The organism is Phenylobacterium sp. (assembly GCF_019636135.1).
Taxonomy (GTDB): Bacteria; Pseudomonadota; Alphaproteobacteria; order Caulobacterales; family Caulobacteraceae; genus Phenylobacterium.
This window is the reverse complement of record NZ_JAHBYD010000011.1, coordinates 87,373-110,317: the sequence shown is the minus strand read 5'-3', so window position 1 is coordinate 110,317 and position 22,945 is coordinate 87,373. Positions and strand designations below refer to the sequence as shown.

At 71.2% G+C, this 22,945-nt stretch carries 24 protein-coding genes; 11 read left to right on the top strand and 13 right to left on the bottom strand.

Translation table 11 applies throughout. From position 1 onward, the window contains the following. Positions 1–225: 225 nt before the first annotated feature. The 5 genes from KF737_RS09920 (at position 226) to KF737_RS09900 (ending at position 3,133) form a co-directional block, all read left to right on the top strand. Positions 226–1,245, top strand: coding sequence for a hypothetical protein (locus KF737_RS09920; protein WP_296453881.1), 1,020 nt, complete (start codon positions 226–228; stop codon positions 1,243–1,245). A gap of 118 nt (positions 1,246–1,363) precedes the next feature. Then, a complete protein-coding gene (locus tag KF737_RS09915) occupies positions 1,364–1,741 on the top strand; it encodes a SnoaL-like domain-containing protein (protein WP_296453878.1) in 378 nt (125 codons plus the stop codon). 66 nt (positions 1,742–1,807) lie between these two features. Beyond that, a complete protein-coding gene (locus KF737_RS09910; protein WP_296453875.1) occupies positions 1,808–2,131 on the top strand; it encodes a DUF6665 family protein in 324 nt (107 codons plus the stop codon). Between the two features lie 59 nt (positions 2,132–2,190). Then, on the top strand, positions 2,191–2,712 hold the full coding sequence (locus tag KF737_RS09905; protein ID WP_296453872.1) for a DUF1993 family protein: 522 nt from the start codon (positions 2,191–2,193) through the stop codon (positions 2,710–2,712). A gap of 91 nt (positions 2,713–2,803) precedes the next feature. Then, on the top strand, positions 2,804–3,133 hold the full coding sequence (locus KF737_RS09900) for a DUF6665 family protein (RefSeq protein ID WP_296453869.1): 330 nt from the start codon (positions 2,804–2,806) through the stop codon (positions 3,131–3,133). A gap of 198 nt (positions 3,134–3,331) precedes the next feature. Here KF737_RS09900 and ybaK read toward each other — a convergent pair whose 3' ends face one another. Beyond that, positions 3,332–3,802, bottom strand: coding sequence for a Cys-tRNA(Pro) deacylase (gene ybaK / locus KF737_RS09895; RefSeq protein ID WP_296453868.1), 471 nt, complete (start codon positions 3,800–3,802; stop codon positions 3,332–3,334). A 112-nt stretch (positions 3,803–3,914) separates the two neighbouring features. Between ybaK and KF737_RS09890 the strand changes: the two genes are divergently transcribed. The 3 genes from KF737_RS09890 (at position 3,915) to KF737_RS09880 (ending at position 7,416) form a co-directional block, all read left to right on the top strand. Continuing rightward, positions 3,915–4,466 (top strand): biliverdin-producing heme oxygenase, encoded by a 552-nt coding sequence (locus tag KF737_RS09890; RefSeq protein WP_296453865.1) that lies wholly within the window; start codon positions 3,915–3,917, stop codon positions 4,464–4,466. After that, entirely contained in the window at positions 4,463–6,613 is a 2,151-nt protein-coding gene (locus KF737_RS09885; protein WP_296453862.1) for a histidine kinase dimerization/phosphoacceptor domain -containing protein, read from the top strand. The genes KF737_RS09890 and KF737_RS09885 overlap by 4 nt, the downstream gene beginning before the upstream one ends. Positions 6,614–6,681: 68 nt before the next feature. Further along, the gene (locus KF737_RS09880) at positions 6,682–7,416 is read left to right on the top strand and encodes a VOC family protein (RefSeq protein ID WP_296453859.1); all 735 of its coding nucleotides are present in this window, start codon (positions 6,682–6,684) and stop codon (positions 7,414–7,416) included. Here KF737_RS09880 and KF737_RS09875 read toward each other — a convergent pair. The 3 genes from KF737_RS09875 to miaA form a co-directional block, all read right to left on the bottom strand. After that, entirely contained in the window at positions 7,392–7,799 is a 408-nt protein-coding gene (locus KF737_RS09875; protein ID WP_296453856.1) for a GFA family protein, read from the bottom strand. The genes KF737_RS09880 and KF737_RS09875 overlap by 25 nt on opposite strands. Further along, a complete protein-coding gene (locus tag KF737_RS09870; RefSeq protein WP_296453853.1) occupies positions 7,799–9,592 on the bottom strand; it encodes an acetolactate synthase 3 large subunit in 1,794 nt (597 codons plus the stop codon). The genes KF737_RS09875 and KF737_RS09870 overlap by 1 nt, the downstream gene beginning before the upstream one ends. 183 nt (positions 9,593–9,775) lie before the next feature. Further along, positions 9,776–10,696, bottom strand: coding sequence for a tRNA (adenosine(37)-N6)-dimethylallyltransferase MiaA (gene miaA, locus KF737_RS09865; protein WP_296453851.1), 921 nt, complete (start codon positions 10,694–10,696; stop codon positions 9,776–9,778). Here miaA and serB point away from each other — a divergent pair. Together serB and KF737_RS09855 are read left to right on the top strand one after the other, a co-directional pair. Next, positions 10,695–11,582, top strand: a complete 888-nt coding sequence (gene serB / locus KF737_RS09860) for a phosphoserine phosphatase SerB (RefSeq protein WP_296453848.1) — start codon at positions 10,695–10,697, stop codon at positions 11,580–11,582. The two genes, miaA and serB, sit on opposite strands and share 2 nt — an antisense overlap. A gap of 241 nt (positions 11,583–11,823) precedes the next feature. Next, positions 11,824–12,483: an HAD family phosphatase gene (locus KF737_RS09855; RefSeq protein ID WP_296453845.1), complete on the top strand. Its 660-nt coding sequence runs from the start codon at positions 11,824–11,826 to the stop codon at positions 12,481–12,483. Here KF737_RS09855 and KF737_RS09850 read toward each other — a convergent pair. From KF737_RS09850 to hflK, 3 genes are all read right to left on the bottom strand, one after another. Next, a complete protein-coding gene (locus tag KF737_RS09850; RefSeq protein ID WP_296453842.1) occupies positions 12,480–12,773 on the bottom strand; it encodes a UrcA family protein in 294 nt (97 codons plus the stop codon). The genes KF737_RS09855 and KF737_RS09850 overlap by 4 nt on opposite strands. Before the next feature lie 98 nt (positions 12,774–12,871). Next, positions 12,872–13,777 carry a protease modulator HflC gene (gene hflC / locus KF737_RS09845; protein ID WP_296453839.1) on the bottom strand — a complete coding sequence of 302 codons (906 nt, stop codon included), beginning with the start codon at positions 13,775–13,777 and terminating at the stop codon, positions 12,872–12,874. Then, positions 13,774–14,922, bottom strand: a complete 1,149-nt coding sequence (gene hflK, locus KF737_RS09840; protein WP_296453836.1) for an FtsH protease activity modulator HflK — start codon at positions 14,920–14,922, stop codon at positions 13,774–13,776. The genes hflC and hflK overlap by 4 nt, the downstream gene beginning before the upstream one ends. Before the next feature lie 130 nt (positions 14,923–15,052). Between hflK and KF737_RS09835 the strand changes: the two genes are divergently transcribed. After that, positions 15,053–16,207, top strand: coding sequence for an Mrp/NBP35 family ATP-binding protein (locus KF737_RS09835; RefSeq protein ID WP_296453834.1), 1,155 nt, complete (start codon positions 15,053–15,055; stop codon positions 16,205–16,207). Here the strand turns inward: KF737_RS09835 and KF737_RS09830 are convergent. The 6 genes from KF737_RS09830 to KF737_RS09805 form a co-directional block, all read right to left on the bottom strand. After that, entirely contained in the window at positions 16,204–17,631 is a 1,428-nt protein-coding gene (locus KF737_RS09830; protein WP_296453830.1) for an MFS transporter, read from the bottom strand. The genes KF737_RS09835 and KF737_RS09830 overlap by 4 nt on opposite strands. A 153-nt stretch (positions 17,632–17,784) precedes the next feature. Beyond that, complete coding sequence (locus tag KF737_RS09825) at positions 17,785–18,690, bottom strand: SDR family NAD(P)-dependent oxidoreductase (RefSeq protein WP_296453828.1); 906 nt, start codon at positions 18,688–18,690, stop codon at positions 17,785–17,787. 277 nt (positions 18,691–18,967) lie between these two features. Further along, positions 18,968–19,711, bottom strand: coding sequence for a PEPxxWA-CTERM sorting domain-containing protein (locus KF737_RS09820; protein ID WP_296453825.1), 744 nt, complete (start codon positions 19,709–19,711; stop codon positions 18,968–18,970). A 156-nt stretch (positions 19,712–19,867) separates the two neighbouring features. Beyond that, on the bottom strand, positions 19,868–20,845 hold the full coding sequence (locus KF737_RS09815; protein WP_296453822.1) for an HlyD family efflux transporter periplasmic adaptor subunit: 978 nt from the start codon (positions 20,843–20,845) through the stop codon (positions 19,868–19,870). A gap of 5 nt (positions 20,846–20,850) precedes the next feature. Next, complete coding sequence (locus tag KF737_RS09810; RefSeq protein WP_296453819.1) at positions 20,851–21,621, bottom strand: ABC transporter ATP-binding protein; 771 nt, start codon at positions 21,619–21,621, stop codon at positions 20,851–20,853. Further along, on the bottom strand, positions 21,618–22,760 hold the full coding sequence (locus KF737_RS09805; protein WP_296453816.1) for an ABC transporter permease: 1,143 nt from the start codon (positions 22,758–22,760) through the stop codon (positions 21,618–21,620). Before KF737_RS09805 ends, KF737_RS09810 begins: the two co-directional genes overlap by 4 nt. Positions 22,761–22,945: the final 185 nt, after the last annotated feature.

Below are 22,945 nucleotides of genomic sequence, written 5' to 3'. Positions count from 1 at the left end.
CGAGGCGCCGCCAAGCTCGGCCTTGCGCCCGAACGCCGGTCCATGAGAGACGGCCGGCCTCTTCCACAGGGGCATCCGAATGCCGACGCAAAATCACACGCAGACGAAGGACCGCCAGCCGGCGTCCTCGCGCGTGCGCGTCGCCACGGAACCGGGCGCGCGCATCCCACGCCGCTAGCCTGCCGCGCTCCCGAGGGACTGCGGCGCATCCCTCTGGAGCTGACCATGCTCAAGCTGATCCCGGGCCTCGCCCTGGTCCCGGCGCGGACCGAGCCGAGCGCCCTCCTGAAGTTCGTGGCCGGCGAATTCGCCCACGCCGTGGCCAAGGTCTGGCCCGAACCGCACACCGCGTTTCTGACCGCGCCGACGGCGCGGCGCCATCTCGCGTGCCTGGCGCTTGCCACCGGGCGCGACCTCGCGATGGTCGCCGACGCGGTGCTGGCCGGTCGGCTGCGCAACGGCGTCCGGCTCGTGCTGGGCGGCAATCCGCCGGGCCTCGAGCGGGCGTTGGCGCGCCTGGGCGAAACGGCGTGCCCGGCGGTGGTCTACCGCCGACTGCTGGTCCTGCTGGGTGAGCCTGCCGCGGCGAAGACGCTGCGCCACGCCGAGACCATCGACGTGGCGGCCATCGCGCGGCTGGCGCTCCTGCCGCCGCAGATGGGCGCGGCGCTGGGGCTCGCGCAACGGCTGACCGACGACGGTGCGGCCGCCGTAGCCGAGGCGCAGGGCGCCATCGCCTGTCGCTCGGGCGCGGCGGTGGCCGACGCGGCGGCGCTCCGCTGGGCTCAGCTGGAGACCGAGGCGGCGCTGTTCGAAGCGGTGGTCGAGGACCTCTACCCCGAACCGCCGGCGCCGCCGTTCGCGGCGACCGAGCGTCTCAAGCCGCTGGCCACCAAGGCGGCGATGCGCGAGGCGGCCAGCCGCTACGGGAACTGCCTGGCCGGCCGTGTCTCGCACGCGGTAGCCGGCGGGGCGGCCTACTACGAGTGGATGGGCGCTGACGGCGCCGTCGTGGAGATCAGCCGCGACGCCATCTTCGGCTGGCGGCTGGAGGAGGCGAAGGGGCCGAAGAACGCGGCGCTCGACAAGGAGACCCGCGCCGAGCTGGTCGCAGACCTGACCGCCGTCGGCGTCTATGTCGGTCGCAGCGGCTGGCAACTGGAGCGCGCCCTGTCTTCGGACGTGGGACGATCCTGGCGGCTCCCTACCGTCGCCGAAGACCTCGCCGACGTGTTTGGCGACTGATCGGGCGCCGCCCCGCTGAAGCGAACGCCGTCGCACTTCGGTGCGGCGGCGTCTTGCTGCTGACAGGATGCTGTCACCAGCCCCCGCTAGAGTGTCCTCATCACCCCAGGAGGAACCCATGAGCGAAGTCCAGGACCGCCCCACCGTCGCCGATGTCGCCGCCGACCTGGTGGCCATGTGGAAGGCCGGCGAGTTCGACGCGTCCGGCGAGAAATACTGGGCCGCCGACGTGGTCAGCTACGAGAACGCCCCGCCCGGCGCCGACATGGCCGAGATCCGCGGCGTCGAGGGCGTCCGCGCCAAGGGCGAGTGGTGGAACGCCAACCACGAGGTCCACGGCGTCGAGGTCGAGGGGCCCTTCATCAACGGCGACCAGTTCGCCGTGCGCTTCAAGATGGACATCACGCCCAAGGGCGGCGAGCGGACGACGTTGGACGAGATCGCCGTCTACGCGATCCGCGACGGCAAGATCGCCGAGGAGCGGTTCTTCTACTGAGCCCGAGCTTGCAAGCGGGACCCTTGCCAAGCGGGGCCCCTTGCCAAGCGGGGAGTGGCCGCCAACATGGCGGCCATGTCCTCGCTGCGCATGCCGCAATCGCTCGTCGCCCGGCTCAAGGTCGAGACCGGCGAGGCGGTGCTGCGCTACGAGCTGCTGGAGGAGCAGGCTCATTCGCTGGGCCGCGCGGGCCGCAAGGTCGAGGCGGCGCTCGCCGCGCTGCGCGAGCATCCGGGCGGCGAGGGGCGGCAAGCCGTGCTGAAGGCCGCGGCCGATGCGGTCTGGGGCTTCCTGGTCCAGCGCGAGATCATGGGCCTGCGCGACCGCAGCGCGGTCGTCGCGCAGTACGGCATCCCCCGCGAGGTGCTGGCCCGCCTCGGCGCACGCTGAGGCTCGGCGCCCCTGCGGAAGGCCTGCTAGAACCGGCCCCACGAGGGGAGACAACGACCATGGCCATCACGCTCTACGACGCCTCCGTGCGTACGTTCCTGCAGATCCTGCCGGCGGTGGCCGGCTACCTGGAAAAGGCCCGCGCGCATGCGGTGGAGGCCGGCAGGAATCCGGAAGACCTGGTCGAGGCCCGCCTCTGCGACGACCAGTGGCCGCTGCGCAGCCAGGTGATCGCCACCGTCCATCACGCCCGGGGCGCGATCGCGGGCGTGAAGGCCGGCGTGTTCCGCCCGCCGCTGTGGGACGCCAAGCTCGACTACGCCGGCCTGCAGAAGGAGGTGGCCGACGCCATCGCCGAGCTTTCGGCGCTGACGCCCGACGAGGTGAACGCGCTGGAGGACAAGGACCTGGTCTTCGAGCTGGGCCCGCGCCAGATGCCGTTCCGCGGCGGCGACTTCCTGCTGTCGTTCTCGCTGCCCAACTTCTACTTCCACGCCACGACCGGGTACGACGTGCTCCGCGCGCAGGGCGCGCCGCTCGGCAAGCGCGACTTCATGGGCGCGCCGCGCATCAAGGCCTGAAGGCGCGGTTCAAATAAGCGGGAGCATTCGCCGCTTCGGCGCCACGGTGGTATGGTCGGCTCAGGTGATCATCGAGAGCCAAGGAGGCGGCATGTCCGCACTCAGACTGCCTCAGCACCTCGCCGAACCTGCCCATGTCGACAGCGGCGAGGCCCACCTGAAGTTCGACCTGCTGGAAGAGATCGACTGCGCCGTCGGCCACACCGAGCGTGACGTCGAGCAGAGCCTGCGGGCGCTGCGCGACTTCGACGTCCGCGGCGGCGCGCGCGCCGAGCGCCAGCCGCTCCTGGACGCCGCGGCGGAGGCCGTCTGGAGTCTCGTGGTGCAGCATGAGGCGTGCGACCTGACCGACCACCACACGCTGGTCGAGCGGTACCGCATCCCGGGCGAGGTGATGGCCCGCATCGGGTCGTCGCGCTAGGGCCAATCCACATTCAGCGCGTGCTCCAGCGGCCCTTCGCCCCGTGCGGAGGAAGGGCTTGCCCCGCTGGCGCGTCAGCGCCGCGAATTCGACACCAAGCCCACCAAGGTCACGAAGAGGTTGGCGTCGCCCTTGGCGCCCTTGGTGGCCTTGGTGGTTCGAAACGACAGCGCCTGCGGCGCGCAGAGAGCCGCCGGCTCAGGTGACGGCCGCGACCGTCGCGCCGAGCACGCGCACGAGATCGGCCGGCGCGAGCCGCGCCTGCAGGCCCCGCTGGCCGGCGTTCACGAACGCCTCGCGGAGCGCCGCGGCGTCGGCGTCGATCACCGTCGGGACCTGGCGCTTCTGGCCGAAGGGGCTGACGCCGCCGACGCGGTAGCCGGTCATGCGCTCGGCGTCGGCCGGCTTCATCATCTCGGCCGACTTGGCGTCCAGCGCGGCCGCCAGCTTCTTCATCGTCACCTCCCGGTCGGACGCCAGCACCACGCAGGCGGGCCTGCCGTCGGCGCGGACCATCAGGGTCTTCAGCACCTCGCCCGCCGGGACGCCCAGCGCCTCGGCCGCCTGCAGCCCCACGCGCTCGGCGCCCGGGTCATAGTCGTAGCTCGCCAAGGCGTAGGCGACGCCAGCGCGGTCGAGGGCGAGTGTGGCGGGCGTCGTTCGGCTCATCGGGAAATCGCGAAGCGTCGGTTGGACCCGAACGGCCTCTGTCGAGTATCGTACAGAGGCAGGGCTCGCGGGTCCCTATCCTACGGCCCGGGACGCCGCGATAAGATTCGAGATGATCAGCGACACGCACCGTCGCCTACGCGACGCGACCCATGCCCACCATGTCCGGCTGGAGACCCGGATCGACATCCTGAACCGGATCGCGACGGCTGAGGGCCGGCGCGAGTTGGTGGGCCGGTTCCACGCGCTGCACGCCGCGGCCGAACACGCCCTGGCGCCGTTCCTCGCGGGAATCGACGGCTTGGACTTCGACGCGCGCCGCCGCTCGGCGCGGCTGGCGGGCGACCTCGCCGACCTGGGAACCGCGCCGGGCGCGCCGTCGGCGCCGATCGTCGTGCGCGGCGTCGCCGAGGCGCTGGGCCTGATGTACGTGCTGGAGGGCTCGACCCTCGGCGGGCGGGTGATCCGGAAGCACGTGGAGAGCCGCGGCGGCGACATGCGGGGCCTGAGCTTCCTCGATCCGTACGGCGCGGACGCGGGCGAGCGCTGGCGCGCCTTCCTGGGCGTCCTCGACGCCGAGGCCGACGTCGAGGGCCTGGTGGCGGGCGCGGTCGCGGGCTTCGACCACAGCGAGCGGCATCTGTGCGGGGGCTCGGCCGCATGACCGACCTGACCGCCGTCGACCTCGACGCCTGCGCGCGCGAGCCGATCCGGATCCCGGGCTCGATCCAGCCCCACGGCGCGATGCTGGTCGCCGACCGCACGACGCAGGAGATCCGCCACGCCGCCGGCGACGTGGCGCGGCTGCTGCGGCGCGGCGCCTGGATCGGCCGCACGCTGGGCGAGGTGCTGGGCGACCCGCTGGCCGAGCGCGTGGCGCAGGCCACCAGCTCGGGCGTCGGCGGCGGCTATGCCGGCCGGCTGTCGGCGGGGCGCGAGGCGTTCGACGTCTCGGCCGGTGTCGACGGCGAGTGGCTGATCGTCGAGATCGAGCCGGCGCTGGCGACGCCGCTGCCGGCCGTGCTGCTCCTGGCCCAACTGGAGGCCGCGGCGGCGGCGTTCGAACGGGCGCCGAACGTGAAGGCGCTGCTGGACCGCGCGGCCGTCGAGTTCCGCCGGCTGACCGGCTTCGACCGGGTGATGATCTACCGCTTCCTCGACGACGACGCCGGGGCCGTGCTGGCCGAGGACCTCGCCGACGGCATGCCCGGCTTCATGAACCACCACTTCCCCGGCTCGGACATCCCCGCCCAGGCCCGCGCGCTCTACGTCCGCAACCTGGTGCGCGTGATCCCGGACGTGAGGTACACGCCCGCGCCCCTCCTGCCCGCGTGGACCGGCGCGCAGCCGCTGGACATGAGCGACTGCGCGCTGCGCTCGGTCTCGCCGGTCCACATGCAGTACCTGCGCAACATGGGCGTCGGCGCCTCGGCCTCGATGTCGGTGGTGAAGGACGGCGTGCTCTGGGGCCTGATCGCCTGCCATCACCGCACGCCGCGGCTGATGCCCTACGACATCCGCGCGGCGGCGCGCACGCTGGCCGGCGGCCTCGCGCGGCAGATCCGCGCCAAGGAGGACGCCGAGGCCTATCGCGAGCGGCTGCGCCTACGGGGCCTGGAGGACGAGCTCACCTCGCGGTTCGCGCGGGCCGGGGGCGTCGACGCCAATGTGGCCGCCGGGGTCGGCGAACTGCGCCGCATGCTGGACGCCGACGGCGTGGCGGCGATCCGCGGCGGCCAGTTGCACCAGGACGGCGCCTGCCCGCCGGCGGGCGAGATCCGGAAGCTGGCCGAATGGGTGCAGCGCCGCTCCGCCGACCCGGTCGCCACCGACCGCCTCTCCGAGCACTACGCCGCCGCCAAGCGGTTCACGGCCGAGGCCAGCGGGCTGCTGGGCCTGGTGGTCGCCGCCGACGAGCCGTTCCTGATCCTCTGGTTCCGCGCCGAGGAGCCCCAGGTGGTCAACTGGGCCGGCAATCCGCACAAGGCGGTGTCTCTTGCGCCGGGCGAGATGCTGACGCCGCGCGCCTCGTTCGAAGCCTGGCGCGAGGCGGTGCGCGGCCGCTCGCGCCGCTGGACGCTGGCCGAGATCGACGCGGCGGCCCGCCTGCGCGAGACGCTGCTGGAAGCCCGCGCCCACCGCCGGCAGATCGAGATGAACGCGCGGCTGACCGACGCCGTGGCCGAGAAGGACGGCCTGCTTCAGCAGAAGGAGATCCTGCTGAAGGAGGTGAACCACCGCATCCAGAACAGCCTGCAACTGGTCTCCAGCTTCCTGGGCCTGCAGTCGCGCGCCATGGGCGATCCGAAGCTGCACGAGGCGTTCGAGGAGGCGCGGCGGCGGCTCCAGGCCGTGGCGCTCGTGCATCGCCGCCTCTACCGGGCCGACCAGATCGAGGTGGTCGACATGGGCCGCTACCTCGAAGACCTGATCGGCGACATGAACTCGTCGATGGGCGCGGAGTGGGCCGGCAAGGTCAGCGTCGACGCCGCGCCCGTGCTGACGCCGACCGACCGCGCCGTCAGCCTGGGCCTCGTGGTCACCGAACTGGTCATCAACGCCAACAAGTACGCCTACGGCGGCGCGCCGGGGCCGATCGAGGTCGGCCTCGACGAGCACAACGACAGGCTCCGCGTGGTCGTCGCCGACCACGGCCGCGGCAAGCACGCGCCCGGCGAGGGCTTCGGCAGCCGGATGATGTCGGCCATGGTCCGCCAGCTCGGCGGCGAGCTCGCCTTCGCCGACAACCACCCGGGCCTGCGCGCCATCCTGACCTGCCCCGTGTCGATCCCGATGCGGCCGACGGAGTAGGCGAGCTCGGCCATTGCGCCTGCAACGCATTCGCATCTAGGCTGGCCGCGTCAGGAAGGGGACGCGTCATGGCCGCCCGCTTGCGCTTCTCGCACGTGCTGATCCGGGTCGACGACCTGAAGGCGGCGGTCGCCGACTACGCCGCGCTGGGGTTCACCTGCGTCTGGGGCAGCGCACCGGAGCGGGCGCACAACGCGCTGATCTACTTCGAGGACGGGCCGTTCCTGGAGCTGTTCAAGCCGCCGCCGGCCTCGGCCGCGGCCGAGCTCGCGCTCGCCGCCGTCATGGGCCGGCCGGCCGCGCGGCGCGTGCGGCGCTGGGGCGAAGCGCCCTGCGGCCTCGTCGAGTACGCCCTGGAGACCGACGACGCCGACCTGAAGGCCGTCCGCGCCGCCTCGAAGGCCGCCGGCGCCCCGCTGGGCCGCATCGTCGGCACGACCCGGACCCGGCCCGACGGGGTGAAGCTGGCCTGGCAGATGCTGACGCCCGCCGCCCTCGACCTGCCGTTCGCCATGGGCGCCTACACGCCGCCCGACACCCAGCCCGACGCCGTGCGCCGCCACGCCAACGGCGCGCGGCGTGTCGGCCGCATGGACCTCGCGCACCCCGATCCGGCCGATCTCGGACGGCGGCTGACCCTGCTGCTGGGCGAGGATCCCGCCGCGCAGGGCATCGCGATCGCGAAGGGCGCGGCCTACGCGATCGCGTCGCTGACGCTGGAAGGGCTCGCGGCCGACATCCCGCCCGCGGGCGCGCACGGGGCGGTGTTCCTGGCGGCTCAGTCCGGTGCTTCGCCGGAATAGGCCGGGCGGCCGTCTTCGATCGGGCACCATGCGGCTTTCGACGCCGCATGGATGTGGAATCCGACGGTGAGGCCTTCGCCGTCGCCGTCCAGCGTGCCGACCCGCAGCCGAACGGTCTGCGGCGCGGCGTCGCGCTGGCTGAAGATCGGGCTGCCGCAGGCGCCGCAGAATACGCGCCGCTTGCCGGGCGAGGCGCGGTGCTCCCGCAGGAGGTCCTCGCCCTGCAGCAGCCGGAAAGCCGCGCTGGCCACCGGCATGTTGGCCCCGAACGCCGAGCCCTGGGCCTTGCGGCACTCGCCGCAGTGGCAGAGCTGCACCGGCGCGAGCGGCCCCTCGACCTCGTAGCGCACGCCGCCGCAGAGACAGCCGCCGCTCCTGGGCATCAGACCAGCCGCTTGCCCGCGTCGTCGATGATGGCGCCCAGGTCGCGGGCCTCCTCGGCCATGATCATCTCGTTGTGCGCCTTGCCCGACGGGATCATGGGGAAGCAGTTCTCCTCCTTGGTCACGCGGCAGTCGAACAGCACCGGCTTCTTCACCGCGATCATCTCGCGGATCATGTCGTCCAGCTCGTCCGGATGCTCGGCGCGGAAGCCCACGCCGCCGTAGGCCTCGGCCATCTTCACGAAGTCGGGCATGGCCGCCGAGTACGAGTGCGAGTAGCGCTCGCCGTGCAGCAACTGCTGCCACTGGCGCACCATCCCCATCCACTCGTTGTTGAGGATGAAGATCTTGATGGGCAGGCCGTACTGCACGGCCGTCGACATCTCCTGCATGGTCATCTGCACCGAGGCGTCGCCGGCGATGTCGATGACCAGGCTGTCCGGGTGCGCCATCTGCACGCCCACGGCCGCGGGCAGGCCGTAGCCCATGGTGCCCAGGCCGCCCGAGGTCATCCAGCGGTTCGGCTGGTCGAAGTGGTAGAACTGGGCCGCCCACATCTGGTGCTGTCCGACCTCGGTGGTGATGTAGGTGTCGTGGTCCCGGGTGAGCGCGTAGAGGCGCTCGATCGCGTACTGCGGCTTGATCAGCTTCGAGTCGGGCCGATAGCGGAACGACTGGCGCGCCCGCCACGCCTCGATCTCGGTCCACCAGGCCTTCAGCGCCGGCTTGCTGGTTTCGAGGTTGCGGCTCTTCCAGGCGGCGATCATGTCCTCGAGCACGCTGGCCGCATCGCCCACGATGCCGACGTCGGCGCGGACGTTCTTGCCGATGGAGCTCGCGTCCACGTCGATGTGGATCTTCTTGGAGGTCGGCGCGAAGGCGTCCAGGCGGCCAGTGACGCGGTCGTCGAAGCGCGCGCCGATGGCCACCATCACGTCGCAGTCGTGCATGGCGTTGTTGGCCTCGAAGCTGCCGTGCATGCCCACCATGCCCAGCCACTGCGGGTTGGAGGCCGGGAAGGCGCCCAGGCCCATCAGCGTCGAGGTGACGGGCGCGCCCGTCAGTTCCGCCAGCTCGCGCAGCAGCAGCGAGGCTTTCGGGCCGGAATTGATGACGCCGCCGCCGGTATAGAGGATCGGCTTCTTCGCCCGGGCGATCAGGGCCACCGCCTCGGCGATCTTGCCGGCGTCGCCCTTCACGCGCGGGGCGTAGTTGTGGCTGTGCTTGACCTCGGTCGGGCCCTGGTAGGTCCCCTTGCCGAACTGCACGTCCTTCGGGATGTCGATGACCACGGGGCCGGGGCGGCCGGAGGTGGCGATGTGGAACGCCTCGTGGATGATCCGCGGCAGGTCGGCCACATCCTTCACCAGGTAGTTGTGCTTGGTGCAGGGCCGGGTGATCCCGATGGTGTCGCACTCCTGGAAGGCGTCGGTGCCGATCAGGTGGGTGGCGACCTGGCCGGTGATGACGACCATCGGGATCGAGTCCATCAGCGCGTCGACGATGCCCGTTACCGCATTCGTGGCGCCGGGGCCGGACGTCACCAGGACCACGCCCGGCTTGCCGGTCGAGCGGGCATAGCCCTCGGCGGCGTGGGTCGCGCCCTGCTCGTGGCGGACCAGCACGTGCTGCAGCCGCGGCTCGGCGAAGAGGGCGTCGTAGATCGGCAGCACCGCGCCGCCCGGATAGCCGAAGAGCACCTCGACGCCCTGATCGATGAGGGCGCGGACCACGATCTCGGCGCCCGAGAGGGTGGTGGCTTCAGCTTCGATCGTCGTCTGGTGGGCGGTCATGTGAGGGCCTGGGTCTTGGGTTCAGGGCAATAAAAAAGGCCCGCGAGGGGGCCTGGGCAAGCGACCGGTCGGTCCTGACGGCTACGTCAGTCCGCTACGGTCGCCCTACGAGTACGAGAATGGTGCGCACGAGATTTCCCGCGGTTGATCGGATCGGGCATGTCGCATGCCGCGCCCGGGGCGTCAAGGCGGGTTCAGCGCAAGAAACTGCCTCCATTGGTCGCGGGGATCGGACGCGGTGATGCGCGGCCAGTCGCCCATCTGCCCGCGCATCCAGGTCGCCTGGCGCTTGGCGTAGCGGCGAGTCTCCTGCTGGGCGGCGGCGACCGCGGCCTCCAGGGACGTCTCGCCGGCGAGGTGCGCGGCCAGTTCGCGGACGCCCACGGCCTTCATGGCGGGCAGGTTCGGGTCGAGGCTCCGGGCCATCAGCGCGCGCACCTCGTCCAGCGCGCCGGCGGCGATCATGGCGTGCAGGCGCGCGTCGCAGCGGGCGTAGAGGTCGGCGCGCGGCGGCTCCAGGGCAAGCGCGGTGAAGCTGCCGGGCGCGAGCGCGGGCCTGCCGGTGGCCTGCCAGTCGGTGAGCGGCGTGCCGGTGGCGGCGTAGACCTCCCAGGCGCGGATGAGCCGCTGCCGGTCGCCGGGCGCGATGCGCGCCGCCGCGGCGGGATCGGCCTTGGCGAGCCGCGCGCGGAAGGCGTCTTCACCCATCGCCTCGAACTCGGCCCCCGTTGCGCGGCGCAGGTCCGCCGCGATGGACGGCATCTCGGCCAGCCCCTGGGTCAGCGCCCGGAAGTAGAGGCCCGTGCCGCCCACCACGATCGCGTCGCGGCCGCGCGCGGCGATCCCGTCCAGCGCCTCGGTCGCCGCCCGCAGCCAGCGGCCCACCGACCAGCCGTCGGCGGGATCGACCGCGCCGAACAGGTGGTGCGGCGCCCGCGCGGCCTCTTCCGGCGACGGCCCGGCCGTCAGCACGCGCAGGCCGGCGTAGAGCTGCATGGAGTCGGCGCCCACGATCTCGCCGCCCGTCGCTTCGGCCAGCGTGAGCGCCAGGGCCGACTTGCCGCTTGCGGTGGGCCCAGCGATCAGCCAGATGCGGCCGGTCATGGAACTCGTCCTCACCCTCGTCAGCCCCGACGACGCCACCGCGCGCACCGCCGCCGAACGCGCGCGGCAAGCGCTCGCAGCCGCGGGCGCGGCCGTCAAGGCCGCGAAGCCGCTGGGCGAGGGCGCCTACGACCTGCCGCTGATCGGCGACCGCGAGGCGGCGCTCGCCGTGGTGGCTACCGAGCTCGACGGCCTGCCGGTCGACGCCTGCGTCCAGGCCGCCGCCGACCGGAAGAAGCGGCTGCTCATCGCCGACATGGACTCCACCATCATCAACGTCGAGTGCATCGACGAGCTGGCCGACTTCGCGGGGGTGAAGGATCGGGTCTCCGAAATCACGGAGCGCGCCATGCGCGGCGAGCTAGATTTTGAGGCCGCGCTTCGCGAACGCGTCGCCATGCTGAAGGGCTTGCCGGTGGCCGACCTCCAGCGAGCCTACGACGAGCGGGTGCGACTCAATCCTGGGGCCCGAACGCTTGTGCAGACCATGAGGAGCCATGCTCGCTGCCTTCTGGTCTCCGGCGGCTTTACCTTTTTCACGCAGCGAGCGGCCGCCGCGGCGGGCTTTCACGAGAACAGAGGAAACACTCTGGGTATCGTGGGCGACCGTCTCGATGGCACCGTGTGGGACACGATCATTGGCCGAGAGGCAAAGCTCGCTAGCCTGAACGCGGCGATGCGGGTCGGGGGCCTGCTTCCCCAAGACACTATGGCCGTCGGCGACGGCGCCAACGACCTCGCTATGATCCAGGCTGCGGGCCTCGGCGTCGCCTATCGCGCCAAGCCCATCGTGGCGGCCCAGGCGCACGCGAAGGTCGACCACGCCGACCTGACCGCGCTTCTCTACTTCCAGGGCTACACGGCCGAAGAGTTCGTGCGGGACTGACGAACTGTCCTCCTGTCATCCCGGTTTTGGCCGAAGGCCAAAGACCGGGACCCAACCGTCAGGTGATCGGATGTCTGGAGAGCGGCCCCACCGATCGGGGCCACGCCCATCCTCAGAGCACCGGAAGGTTGGGTCCCGGTCTTCGCCTGGCGGCGAAACCGGGATGACACTCGGGGGTAGGGCGGCGCCCGCGCGCGGGCAGGCCCGTACCCACGGCCCTCCGATTCAGCTACAGCGCGCCATGGCTCTCCCGCGCCCTGTCAAAGCCGTCGTGTTCGACATGGACGGCCTGCTCGTCGACACCGAGGTCGTGGTGTTCCGCGCCATGCAGCGGGCGGCGGAGCGTATCGGCGCGGAGATGCCGTTCGAGACCTTCAAGCGGATGGTGGGGCTGCAGCATGCCGCCAGCGACCTGATCCTGGTCGACCATTTCGGCGCGGGCTTCGATCTCGATGCCTGGTCCGCCGTCGTGAGCACGCACTTCCGGGAGGAGCTGGCGGCCGGGATCGCGCTCAAGGCCGGCGCGGTCGAGATCCTCGACGCCCTGGACGCCGTCGGCCTGCCGCGCGCCATCGCCACCTCGTCGAGCCTGGAGAGCGTGCAGGCGAGCCTCGGGCCGCACAGCCTGATCGACCGCTTCCACGCCCTGATCACCCGCGACGTCCAGACCAACGGAAAGCCGCATCCCGAGCCGTTCCTGAAGGCCGCCGCGGCGCTGGGCGTCGACCCCGCCGACTGCCTCGCCCTGGAGGACAGCCACAACGGCGTCCGCGCGGCGTCGGCCGCCGGCATGATGACGGTCATGGTGCCCGACATGCTGGACCCGACCGAAGAGATGGAAACCCTCTGCGTCCGCATCGCCCGCGACCTGCACGAGGTGCGCGGCTGGCTGGCGCTCTAGACCGCCTCGTTCAGGCGGGCCTTGGCGGCGGCGACGGCCTCGCGGCGGCACTTCCAGGCGCGGCCCTCGGCGCCCGGCAGCAGCGGCGTGCGGATCTGGGCGCACATCCCGCGGCTGGCGGCGTCGAGGCGCTTCAGCATCGCCTTGCCGCCCGCGTCGCTGCCGAGATCGAGGCCGGCGAGGGGCACGGGCGTCATGAGATAGCTGCGCGGCTGAGCGGCCGCGGGCGCGGCGACCAGAGCCGACCCGACCAGGGCCGACGCGGCGAGCATCCAGGGCAGGCGGCGCATCGGAAGTCCTCCCAGCCGACTACGCGCGTAAGACATCCCTGATTGTTGCGACTCCGCCATGGCCGTCAAGGGGCCATGGCGACGCTTCGGGGCCCGGGTCAGCGGCGCGCGGCCGCCCCGCCCGTCGGCCCGCGTTCGAAGTAGCGGAAGAAGGCGCTGTCGGGCGACAGGACCAGCGTCGTGTCGCCATTGGCCAGGCTCGCCTCGTAGGCCTGCATCGAGCGGAAGAAGGCCGCGAAGCTCGGGTCCTTGCCGAAGCTCTGCGCGAAGATGCGCGTCCGCTGGCTGTCGCCCTCGCCGGTGATCTGGCCGGACTGCTCGCGGGCGGTGGCCAGTGTGATCGCCACCTCCTTGTCGGCCTGGGCGATGATCTCGCGCTTGGCCTGTTCGCCCTCGGCGCGGAGCTGTGCGGCCACCTGCTGGCGCGAGGTGACCATGCGGCGGAAGATGCGGTCGCGGTTCTGGGTGGGCAGGTCGACGCGGCGGATCCGCAGGTCCACGACCTCGATCCCCATTTCCGAGAGCTTGGCGCGGTGGGCGACGTCGGCCTTGGCGATCTGCATCAACTGGGCGCGGCGGCCCGAGATGATGTCGGTGGTCGTGGCCGAGCCCAGGACCTGGCGCAGGGACGAGTTCACCAGGCGCTCGATCCGGTCGTTGGCCGTGCGCTCGTCGCGCAGGGTCTTGTAGAAGGCCAGCGGCTCGGCGATGCGGTAGCGGATGAAGGCGTCCACCACGAGCCGGTCCTGGCCGGCCGTGACGATCTCCTCCTGGTCCGACTCCAGCGCGATGTTGCGCCGGTCGAGCTTGATGACCTGCTGGATGAACGGGACCTTCACGTTCAGGCCCGCGCCGCCCTGGCGGGGCGCATGGACGACGCGCACGGGGTTGCCGTAGGCGACCACGATGGCCTGTTCGCGCTGGTCGACGATGAACAGCGTCTGCCAGAGCAGCACCAGGAAGACCCCGACGCCGAGCAGGATCATGAGGCTGCGCGTGCTCATTGGCCGCCCTTCTGCGCGGGCGCCGGCGCTGGCGCCGGTTCGGGCGCCTGTTGTGGCGCGACGGTCGGCGTCTTCGGGCGGAACACGTCGGGCGGCAGGATGATCGGGGCGCTGGCGCCCTTCGAGTCCACCACCACCTTGTTCGAGTTCTGGAGGATGCGCTGCATCGTCTCGATGTAGAGGCGATCGCGGGTCACGCCCGGCGCGCGGCGGTACTCGGTGTAGATCTGGTTGAAGCGCGCGGCCTCGCCGGCGGCCTCGCGCACCGCCTGCTCGCGGTAGGCCTGCGCGCGGTTGGTGATGCTGGCCGCGTCGCCCTTGGCCTCGTTGACCACCCGGTTGCGGTAGGTGTTGGCCTCGTTGACCGAGGAGTCCTTGTCCTGCTCGGCGCTCTGCACGTCGCGGAAGGCGTCGTTCACCTCGGCGGGCGGGCCCGCGCGGCTGATCTGCACTTCGACGACGGTGATGCCCGCGCCCCAGGCGTCCAGCGTCTTCTGCATCACGTCGCGGGTCTGCTGCTGCATCTGGCCGCGGCCGGTGGAGATGATCGGCTGCAGCGGCGTCTTCCCGACCACCTCGCGCATGGCGCTCTCGGCCACCGCGGTGACCGACTCGTTCGGGTCGCGGATCACGAAGAGGAAGGCGCGCGGGTCGGCGATGCGCCAGGTGACGGAGAAGTTCACGTCGACGACCTGCTCGTCGCCGGTGAGCATCAGGCCCGCGGCGCGGTCGTCGCCGTTGGCGCCGCCGACATCGGTGCGGTTGAGCGCCTGCACCGGCACCTTCTCGACCGCCTGGATCGGCGCGGGCAGGTGGTAGTTCAGCCCGGGGTCCGTCTGGCCGGAGTAGGCGCCGAACGTCGTGACCACCCCGACCTCGTTCGGGGCGACCTGATAGATGCCCGAGAGCGCCCACAGGCCGACCACCACGCCGACGATGGCGGGGACGACGCCGGGGCGCGGCCCGCCGGGGCCGCCCATCATGTCGCGCAGACGCCGGCCCAGGCGGTCGAAACTGGCGTTGAAGTCGGGGCCGCCCGGACGGCGCGGGCCGCCGCCGCCCTGCGGGCGCTTGGGCCCGTCGCGGCGGTCGTCGTTGTTGGGGCTACCCCAAGGGCCCGGGTTCGCGTTGTCGTTCCAGGGCATCAGCCGGTTCGCGTCGTGCTCAAGCGGGACCTTACTCTCACTGTTCCTTATAGCCCCTGACGGGCTTGTAAACCGGCGCTGTCAGCCGGATATGTGGCCCCCACCCACGCAGAAGCAAGACCATCTGGCAATGAGTGAAGCTGCGGGCCCCGACCGGACGGCGATCCTGAAGGCCCTCGACGAGGTGATCGATCCGAAGTCGGGCCAGGGGCTGATGGCGGCCGGCCTCGTGCGCGGCCTCGTGCTGCGCGAGGGCCGCGCCGCCTTCATGCTGGAGGTCGCGCCCGCCGACATCGACCTCTACCGCCGCGTCCGCGACCAGGCCGAAGCGGCCATGGCCGAGGTGGACGGCGTCGAGGTCAGCCAGGTCGTGCTGACGACGGAGGTGCAGGCCCCGACGCCGCCCTCCATGCCGCAGTTGCGCGTCAGCCCCCGTCGCGGCGGGCCGCCGCCGGCGGGCGATTCCGGGCGCGGCCGCGCGCGCGTCGCCGAGGACCCGCAGGCCCAGCTCCACCCGATGGTCGACGCCGTGAAGCCGCCGCACGTGAAGCGCGTGATCGCCGTGGCGTCCGGCAAGGGCGGGGTCGGCAAGTCCACCGTCTCGGTGAACCTCGCCGCGGCGCTCACGAAACTGGGCAAGCGCGTGGGCCTGCTGGATGCCGACATCTACGGCCCGTCGGCGCCCACCATGCTGGGCGTCGACGGCGACCCGACCTTCGATGCAGAGAAGCGGCTGAACCCGATGGAGGCGCATGGCGTCAAGGTCATGTCGATCGGCTTCATCGTCGAGCCCGGCACGGCCAACATCTGGCGCGGCCCGATGGCCTCGTCGGCGTTGCGCACGCTGCTCAACTCCAACTGGGGCAGCGAGGCCGAGCCGCTGGACGTGCTGGTCCTCGACCTGCCCCCGGGCACCGGCGACATCCAGCTCACCCTGGTCCAGAAGCTGAAGATGGACGGGGTGATCATCGTCTCGACGCCGCAGGAGATCGCGCTGATCGATGCGCGCCGGGCCGCCGCCATGTTCGAGCGGACCGGGGCGCCGATCCTGGGCGTGGTGGAGAACATGGCCTACTTCGCCGACAGCTCGGGCGCGAAGGTGCCGATCTTCGGGACCGGCGGGGCGCGGCGCGAGGCCGAGCGGCTGGGCGTGCCGCTGCTGGCCGAGATCCCCATCGAGGTGCCGCTGCGCGAAGCCTGCGACGCCGGCGTCCCGCTGCTCGCCCAGACCACCGAAAGCGCCGCGGCGAAGGCCTTCCTCGAACTCGCCGCGAAGGTCGCCTAGGAGGGCCGGCTCGCGGTGACCAGTTCGGTGTCGCCGGTGAGGCTTTCCAGGGCGCTCGCGCCGCCTTCGGTCAGCGCGTCGCGCTCGTCCAGCCGGCGGCGGATCTCGGCGTGCCGCTCGGGCGTCAGCTTGTAGCCGATGAAGCAGGCGCCCGCGATCATCACGAAGACGATCGGGCCCACGATGTAGACCAGTTCCAGGCTCTGGATCGCCTGGGGGGTGTTCACCGCGCCGGCCTTGGCTTGGTAGCCGATATAGGCCAGCAGTACGAAGGTCAGCGCCGACAGGCCCGACGCGATCTTCGTCGTGCCGATGGTCAGCGCATACATCAGGCCCATCCACTCGCGCCCGGTGTCGAGGCGGATCTCGTCGGCGATGTCGCCGGTCAGGGCGCGGATCATCACCCCGAAGCCTGCGGCCATCGCGCCCACCACGAACATGCCGGGCGCGAAGATCAGGAAGTTCCCCTTCGGCAGGAACGGTATGAGGACCAGCCCCAGCGAGTAGATGGTGGTCGTCACCATCAGGGCGCGGTGCTTGCCGATCTTGTTGGCCAGCCAGGCCGCGAAGGGCGCGCCCACGAAGCCGGCGGCGATGTAGATCATCAGGAGCAGGTTGGCCGCGGTCGTGTCGAAGCCCCGGCTGTCCTTGAAGTAGAAGAGGTAGAGCGCCGCCATCCAGCCGGGGCCCAGCGTCACGCAGAGGTCGGCGGCCAGCAGGCGCAGCACGTTGCCGCGCTTCAGCAAGGTCAGGTAGTCGACGGGCCGGAAGGCCTTGCCGGTCTCGGGCGTGATCTTCTCGCGGGTGGTCAGCAGCACCAGCAGCGTCGTCACCGGGATCGCCGCGATGATGAACCAGACCATGGCGCGCACGCCCTCGCCGTCGGTGTGGCCCATTTCGTTCATCACGATCGGGATGCCGAGCACGATGACCGCGCCCACCACGCCCAGTCCGATGATCGCACCGAACACCCTCGAGCGCTGCTCGTAGCTCGGCCCCAGCACCCCGCCCCAGGCGAGGTGCGACAGGTACATCATCGAATAGCCGATATAGAGGAACAGCAGGATGCCCGAGAGGCCGAGCTGGCTGGTGGTGTTGTTGGCCTGCAGCAGCAGCCACAGGCCGGCCATCAGCACCGGCGCGCCCAGCACCAGCCAGAGCCGGTAGCGGCCGAACCGCGTGCGGGTGCGGTCCATGGCCGTGCCCAGCATCACGTCGATCGGGATGTCGATGAGGCGGACCATGGCGAAGGCGGCGCCGACGGCGGCCAGTTCGAGCCCGACGTGGCTCGCGAAATAACGGGGCAGGTGGACGCTGATCGCCAGGACTAGCGCCTGGATCGGGATGCTCGCGCTGGCGAAGGCCAGGATCAGGGGCAGCGACAGGTTCTGCTGCGGCCCGCTGGAAGTGCCTTGTGACGCCAAGCTCGTTCCTCCGTCTCGCGTCGCTCCGAACGCTTTCCAGACGTTAGCCGCGAGGGCCGGGCCGCGGGCAAGCGTTATTGGATTACAAAAGCGAAAAGGGGCCATGCGTCGCCGCATGGCCCCCTTGCTGGAGAGGGACAGGTCGCTGTTGGCTCAGCCGCCCTGCAGCTTGCGGAAGAACTTGGCGCTCTGCTCGCCGCCGTTGACGTAGGCCTGCTGGCCGGCCGGGTCGGCGATCTTCGCCCAACTGTCGCGGACCTGCTCCACGGTCGCGTTCGGGCCGATGGCTACGCCCTCGGTCTCGACGATGCGGGAGACGGCGAAGGCGCCGGCGCCGGCGGTCAGGATCGTGCCGGTGGGCGCCTCCTCCGAACAGAGGAACACGACGCCCGGCGTCACCAGCTCGGGCTTCAGCATGCCCAGCACTTCGGGCGGCATGCCCAGGTTCTCGGTCATGCGCGTGGCCGCCACCGGGCTGATCGCGTTGACGTGGATGTTGTTCTTCTGGCCCTCGAGCTTCAGCGTGTTCATGAAGCCGATGATGCCGAGCTTGGCCGCGCCGTAGTTCGACTGGCCGAAGTTGCCGTAGAGGCCCGACGACGAGGTCGTCACCACGATGCGCCCGTAGTTCTGGGTGCGCATGATCTCCCAGACCGCCTTGGCCGGCTTCACCGTGCCCATCAGATGCACGTTCAGCACGATCTCGAAGTCGGGGATCTCCATCTTGGCGAAGGTCTTGTCGCGCAGGATGCCGGCGTTGGCGACCAGGATGTCGATCCGGCCCCAGGCGTCCATGGCGTCCTTGACCATCCGGGCGACGCCGGCGTCGTCGGTCACCGACGAGCCGTTGGCGATGGCCTCGCCGCCGGCGGCCTTGATCTCGTCGACGACCTTGTTGGCGGCGTCCGAGCCGCCGCCGGCGCCGTCCATCGAGCCGCCCAGGTCGTTAACCACCACCTTGGCGCCGCGCCGGGCGAGCTCCAGCGCGTGCTGCCGGCCGAGCCCGCCGCCCGCGCCCGTCACGATCGCCACTTTGCCGTCGAAGCGGATGTCCGCCATCAGGATCCCCTTTGGAACAGGTGTTCGGAATTGCGGCGCGCGTTGTGCGGGCCGGGGGCGACGGCGTCAAGCGGACCGGAGGGGAGCGCCGGGCTAGGGTCTGGACTCAAGTCCCTCTGAGCGAATTCAATATTTCCGCTCATCCCGGCGACTGCCGGGACCCAGATCCACGCTCGCGGAGGCGGATTGGAAGAGCTCGGAGCCCTGGAACCCTGCTCTTGCGCCATTCCATCTGGATCCCGGCGTTCGCCGGGATGAGCGGTATCGGGGGCGGACCCTAGGCGAGCGCCCTTCTCGAGCGCCGCAGGCCTGCGCCGGCCAGACCGAACCCGCAGATCATCAGGGCCCATGTCGCCGGCTCGGGAACGCCGCCGGGCCCGCCATCGGTTCCACCGCCGGTCCCGTCGCCGGTTCCGTCACCGATCGGGCCGGCCTGGAGCAGGCCCACGGACGCGCTGTCCGAATACGCCCGGTACCGGCTGCTGACGAACGCGCCCCGAGCCTCGAACGACGCGCCCTTCACGCCGATGGCCGGCAGGTTGACGACGGCGGGCAGGGCGCCGGCGACGACGTCGCCGTTGTTGTCGCCCAGGTTGAAGATCGCATAGATCGGCTGCGTCGTGCCGCCGCCGGCGGTGAACTTCTCGAAGACGAAGTTCAGGTAGGTGTAGGCGCCCGCCTGCTGGAAGATCGCATAGCGCGTGAAGTCGCTGAAGTCGGTGTTCGACCCGATCGACCCCGACACCAGATCGAAGGCGAAGCGGCCGTCCACGGCCACCGTGTCGCTGTCGTACTGGATGATGAAGTCGTAGGTGCTGCCCGGCGTCAGCCCCTGCCGGCGGTGGATGCCGCCCATGTAGGCGAGCTGCCCGGCGCTGTACGCCACGTCGGCGTCATTGCTCTGGAAGTAGCTGTTGAACTGGTCGATCTCGCCGGTGAACTGCAGGCGCACGAGCGCCGCATCGGCAGGGGTCGAGAGCGCGAGGCCGGCAAGGCCCGCGAGCAGGACGCGTTTGAACATCTGAAAGCACCACCCTGACTGCACAGGACTGCGAGCATGCAGCGGCGATCCGCGGGTGCCGCCCCCCGATCGGGGGTGTATGTCGCGAAAAGTCCTCCCCGGGGACGGCTTGCGGGGAGAGTCCGAAGGACCAGCCCCGGGGAGGCTAGGGCCCGCTCAGCTCTGCGGCGGAGTCGTGGCTTGCGGGGCTTGGGCCTGCTGCTGGCGGACGAACTTCACCAGCACGCGCTGGCCGATCAGGAAGGGCGCGCCGGTGGAGTCGACCACCACCTCGACGACGCGGTCGTCGGTCTTCTCGTTGGGATCGTCCGACTGCAGCTTGCGGGCGCCGAAGACGGCGGCGCGGCGCAGCACCTTGCCGGGAAAGGTCTTGGTGGGATCGGCTTCCGGCGACATCTGCACCGACTGGCCGATCGCGACGTAGGGCAGGGCGCCCTCCGCGATCTCGGCGCGCACGATGCGGCCGGCGCGAGGCTCCAGGTCGAACATGTTGGAGACGTTCAGCGTCGAGGCGCCGGCGCCGGGGTTGGCGTAGCGGCGCACGATGCGGCCGTCGGCCGGGGCGCGGATGATCGAGAGCTCCTGGTCGTAGCGCGCCTCGTTGTGGCGGGCCTCGGCGGTGGCCACCACCGCCTGCTGGGCCATGATCTTCGCCTCGGCCTCGCGGACGCCGTCACGCGCCTGGTCCAGCTTCTGGGCGGCCACGAAGTTGGACGGGGCGAGCCCTTCCATGCGGCGCAGCTCGCGCTGGGCGGCCGAGCGCTGGACGTCCAGCAGGGCGAGCGCCGCGCGGGCCTGGCGGACCTCGGCGGCGGCGCGCTCGGAGGCCAGGCGCGGCTCGTCATCCTCCAGGCGGGCCAAGACCTGGCCGGCGCGGACGTCGTCGCCCTCCTGCGCCAGCACCTCGCGGATCACGCCGGCGCGGCGCGCGGCCACCTGGATGATGCCGCCTTCCACGTCGGCCTTGCCGTTGGCGATGGCGGCGTAGGGGCTGGGCTTCACGTCGGCGGCCGCCTTGGCCTCCTCGGCCTTCCTGGCCTTGGTCTGGCCCTGCAGGAAAAGGCCGCCGCCGCCGGCGAGGGCGGCCAGGACCAGCGCGATCCAGACGAAACGGTTGCGGAAGAGGGCGGGCATGGTCTTCAGGCCTCGACGAGGGCGGGTTTGCGGATGCGCGGCGCGTGGCCGCCGAAGGACTCAGGGGGCGGGCCGGCGTGCTCGACGCGCTCGTCCGACAGGACGTGGCCGTCCTCCAGGTGGATGACGCGGTCGGCGAACGCCTCCAGGCGCACGTCGTGGGTCACGCAGATCACGGCCGCGCCGTGCTGCTTGGCGGCCCGCTGGAGCAGCTTGATCACGATCAGGCCGTTCTCGCCGTCGAGCGCGCTGGTGGGCTCGTCGGCGAACAGCAGGCGCGGGTTCTTGGCGAGCGCGCGGGCAATGGCGACGCGTTGCTTCTCGCCGCCGGAAAGCTCGGTCGGCCGCTGGCCCATCCGGGTCTCCAGGCCCACCTCCATCAGCGCGTTGGCGGCGCGCTCGCGGGCCTCGCGCCTGGGCACGCCCTGGTGCTTCAGGATGATCTCGACCTGCTGCAGGGCGGTCAGCGCCGAGAACAGGTTGAAGCCCTGGAAGATGAAGCCGCAGTGGTCGAGCCGGAACCGGTCGGCCTTGCCCGAGCGCAGGCCCCAGATGTCCTGGCCCAGCGACGTGACCTTGCCCTCGTCGGGCTTCAGGAGCCCCGAGAGCGCCGCCACCAGGGTCGACTTGCCCGAGCCCGACGGGCCCATGACCATCGTGACCTCGCCGTGGTCGGCGTCGAAGTCGACCCGCTTCAGCACCTCGATGTGGGTGCGGCCGGTCTTGAAGCGCTTGTAGACGCCGGTGGCGGCGATCGCCTGTTGCGAAGCACTCATCTCAGCAGGTCCGCGGGTTGGCTCTTCTTCAGCACGCCCAGGGCCAGGAGGCCCGAGGCGGCCGAGATGACGAGCAGGAGGATGGAGACGCCGACGATCCACGACATCGGGAAGCCCATCGGCACCCCGTTGTTGGTGGCCAGCAGGTAGACGCCGAAGGTGAAGAGCGCCGTGGCGCCCAGGCCCACCAGGCCCACCCACCACGAGAGCTCCATGACGATGATCCTGAGCGAGCCCATGCCGACGCCCAGCGCGCGCAGCGAGGCGAACTCCTTGATCGAGCTCAGGATCGCGCCGCGCAGGGTCTGGCTGGTGATGCCCACGCCGATCAGGAAGGCGAGGAAGACCGAGAAGCCCACGAACATGCCGATGATCTGCTCCTGCATGATCGCGCCCTCGTTGGCGTCGGCGAGCTCCTGACGGGTCCAGGCGCGGTAGGCGCCCTTGGCGGTCCTGTTGAGCTGGTCGCGGACGGCCACGGCGCGGGCCGGGTCCTGGATGCGCACCATCAGCGGGCCGGTCTTGCCGTTCTTGGTCAGCATGCCGAGCAGCCGCAGCGTGTCGCGGCTGACCGTGACCGAGGCGTTGTTGATGTCGGGATAGCCGTGGAGGATGGCGCGGACGCGCACCGTCTTGCCGTTCAGCGTCGCGGAGTCGCCCAGCTTCACGCCGAGCCGCGCGAGCTGGCTCTCGTCGATGGCCACCGCATAGGGCTCGAGCAGCGCCACCCGCGTCGCCTCGGGATAGTCCACCGGCAGCGCGACGGCGCCGGGCCGCGTGTCGACCATGTTGACGTTGACGTAGGTGGTGACGGCCTTCTTGCCGTCCTTCGGCTGGTTCACCCAGCGGCCGCCGTCGTTGTCCCAGGCGGCGACCTCGACGACCTCGGGGTTCAGGTAGATCTGCGGCTGGAGGCGCGCGGGCAGGGCGCCGCCGCCGCCGTTGATCAGGCTCTCCATCTTCGCCGGCAGGATCATGATGTCGGCGCGGCTGCGGTCGATGGTGGCGGTGACGCCCTTCACGATGCCGGTGAACATCCCGACCTGGGCCAGGATCAGCAGGCCCGAGAAGGCGAGCGCGACGATGGCGGCGGTGTAGCGCCGCCATTCGTACAGCAGTGTTGCCAGCGCCAGAGACATCGTGACGAGCCGCCCTCACCTTCGAGCGCGGGGGTGTCGTGGCGTGGGGACCCGGGAGCCAGTTAAATCGCCGTAAGGCGTGGTCCGGATCGCCGCCTGCAAGACGCGCTCGACCCTAAGAGGCGCGAGACGATTTCGGCGGATGCGGCGCCGCCGATTAAACCTTCGTAACGTGCGGCCGGCCG

Bases quoted from the DNA above. Each gene is read 5' to 3' on its own strand.
- KF737_RS09920 (WP_296453881.1), top strand. From the start codon at position 226: ATGCTCAAGCTGATCCCGGGCCTCGCCCTGGTCCCGGCGCGGACCGAG.
- KF737_RS09915 (WP_296453878.1), top strand. From the start codon at position 1,364: ATGAGCGAAGTCCAGGACCGCCCCACCGTCGCCGATGTCGCCGCCGAC.
- KF737_RS09910 (WP_296453875.1), top strand. From the start codon at position 1,808: ATGGCGGCCATGTCCTCGCTGCGCATGCCGCAATCGCTCGTCGCCCGG.
- KF737_RS09905 (WP_296453872.1), top strand. From the start codon at position 2,191: ATGGCCATCACGCTCTACGACGCCTCCGTGCGTACGTTCCTGCAGATC.
- KF737_RS09900 (WP_296453869.1), top strand. From the start codon at position 2,804: ATGTCCGCACTCAGACTGCCTCAGCACCTCGCCGAACCTGCCCATGTC.
- ybaK (WP_296453868.1), bottom strand. From the start codon at position 3,802: ATGAGCCGAACGACGCCCGCCACACTCGCCCTCGACCGCGCTGGCGTC.
- KF737_RS09890 (WP_296453865.1), top strand. From the start codon at position 3,915: ATGATCAGCGACACGCACCGTCGCCTACGCGACGCGACCCATGCCCAC.
- KF737_RS09885 (WP_296453862.1), top strand. From the start codon at position 4,463: ATGACCGACCTGACCGCCGTCGACCTCGACGCCTGCGCGCGCGAGCCG.
- KF737_RS09880 (WP_296453859.1), top strand. From the start codon at position 6,682: ATGGCCGCCCGCTTGCGCTTCTCGCACGTGCTGATCCGGGTCGACGAC.
- KF737_RS09875 (WP_296453856.1), bottom strand. From the start codon at position 7,799: ATGCCCAGGAGCGGCGGCTGTCTCTGCGGCGGCGTGCGCTACGAGGTC.
- KF737_RS09870 (WP_296453853.1), bottom strand. From the start codon at position 9,592: ATGACCGCCCACCAGACGACGATCGAAGCTGAAGCCACCACCCTCTCG.
- serB (WP_296453848.1), top strand. From the start codon at position 10,695: ATGGAACTCGTCCTCACCCTCGTCAGCCCCGACGACGCCACCGCGCGC.
- miaA (WP_296453851.1), bottom strand. From the start codon at position 10,696: ATGACCGGCCGCATCTGGCTGATCGCTGGGCCCACCGCAAGCGGCAAG.
- KF737_RS09855 (WP_296453845.1), top strand. From the start codon at position 11,824: ATGGCTCTCCCGCGCCCTGTCAAAGCCGTCGTGTTCGACATGGACGGC.
- KF737_RS09850 (WP_296453842.1), bottom strand. From the start codon at position 12,773: ATGCGCCGCCTGCCCTGGATGCTCGCCGCGTCGGCCCTGGTCGGGTCG.
- hflC (WP_296453839.1), bottom strand. From the start codon at position 13,777: ATGAGCACGCGCAGCCTCATGATCCTGCTCGGCGTCGGGGTCTTCCTG.
- hflK (WP_296453836.1), bottom strand. From the start codon at position 14,922: ATGCCCTGGAACGACAACGCGAACCCGGGCCCTTGGGGTAGCCCCAAC.
- KF737_RS09835 (WP_296453834.1), top strand. From the start codon at position 15,053: ATGAGTGAAGCTGCGGGCCCCGACCGGACGGCGATCCTGAAGGCCCTC.
- KF737_RS09825 (WP_296453828.1), bottom strand. From the start codon at position 18,690: ATGGCGGACATCCGCTTCGACGGCAAAGTGGCGATCGTGACGGGCGCG.
- KF737_RS09820 (WP_296453825.1), bottom strand. From the start codon at position 19,711: ATGTTCAAACGCGTCCTGCTCGCGGGCCTTGCCGGCCTCGCGCTCTCG.
- KF737_RS09815 (WP_296453822.1), bottom strand. From the start codon at position 20,845: ATGCCCGCCCTCTTCCGCAACCGTTTCGTCTGGATCGCGCTGGTCCTG.
- KF737_RS09810 (WP_296453819.1), bottom strand. From the start codon at position 21,621: ATGAGTGCTTCGCAACAGGCGATCGCCGCCACCGGCGTCTACAAGCGC.
- KF737_RS09805 (WP_296453816.1), bottom strand. From the start codon at position 22,760: ATGTCTCTGGCGCTGGCAACACTGCTGTACGAATGGCGGCGCTACACC.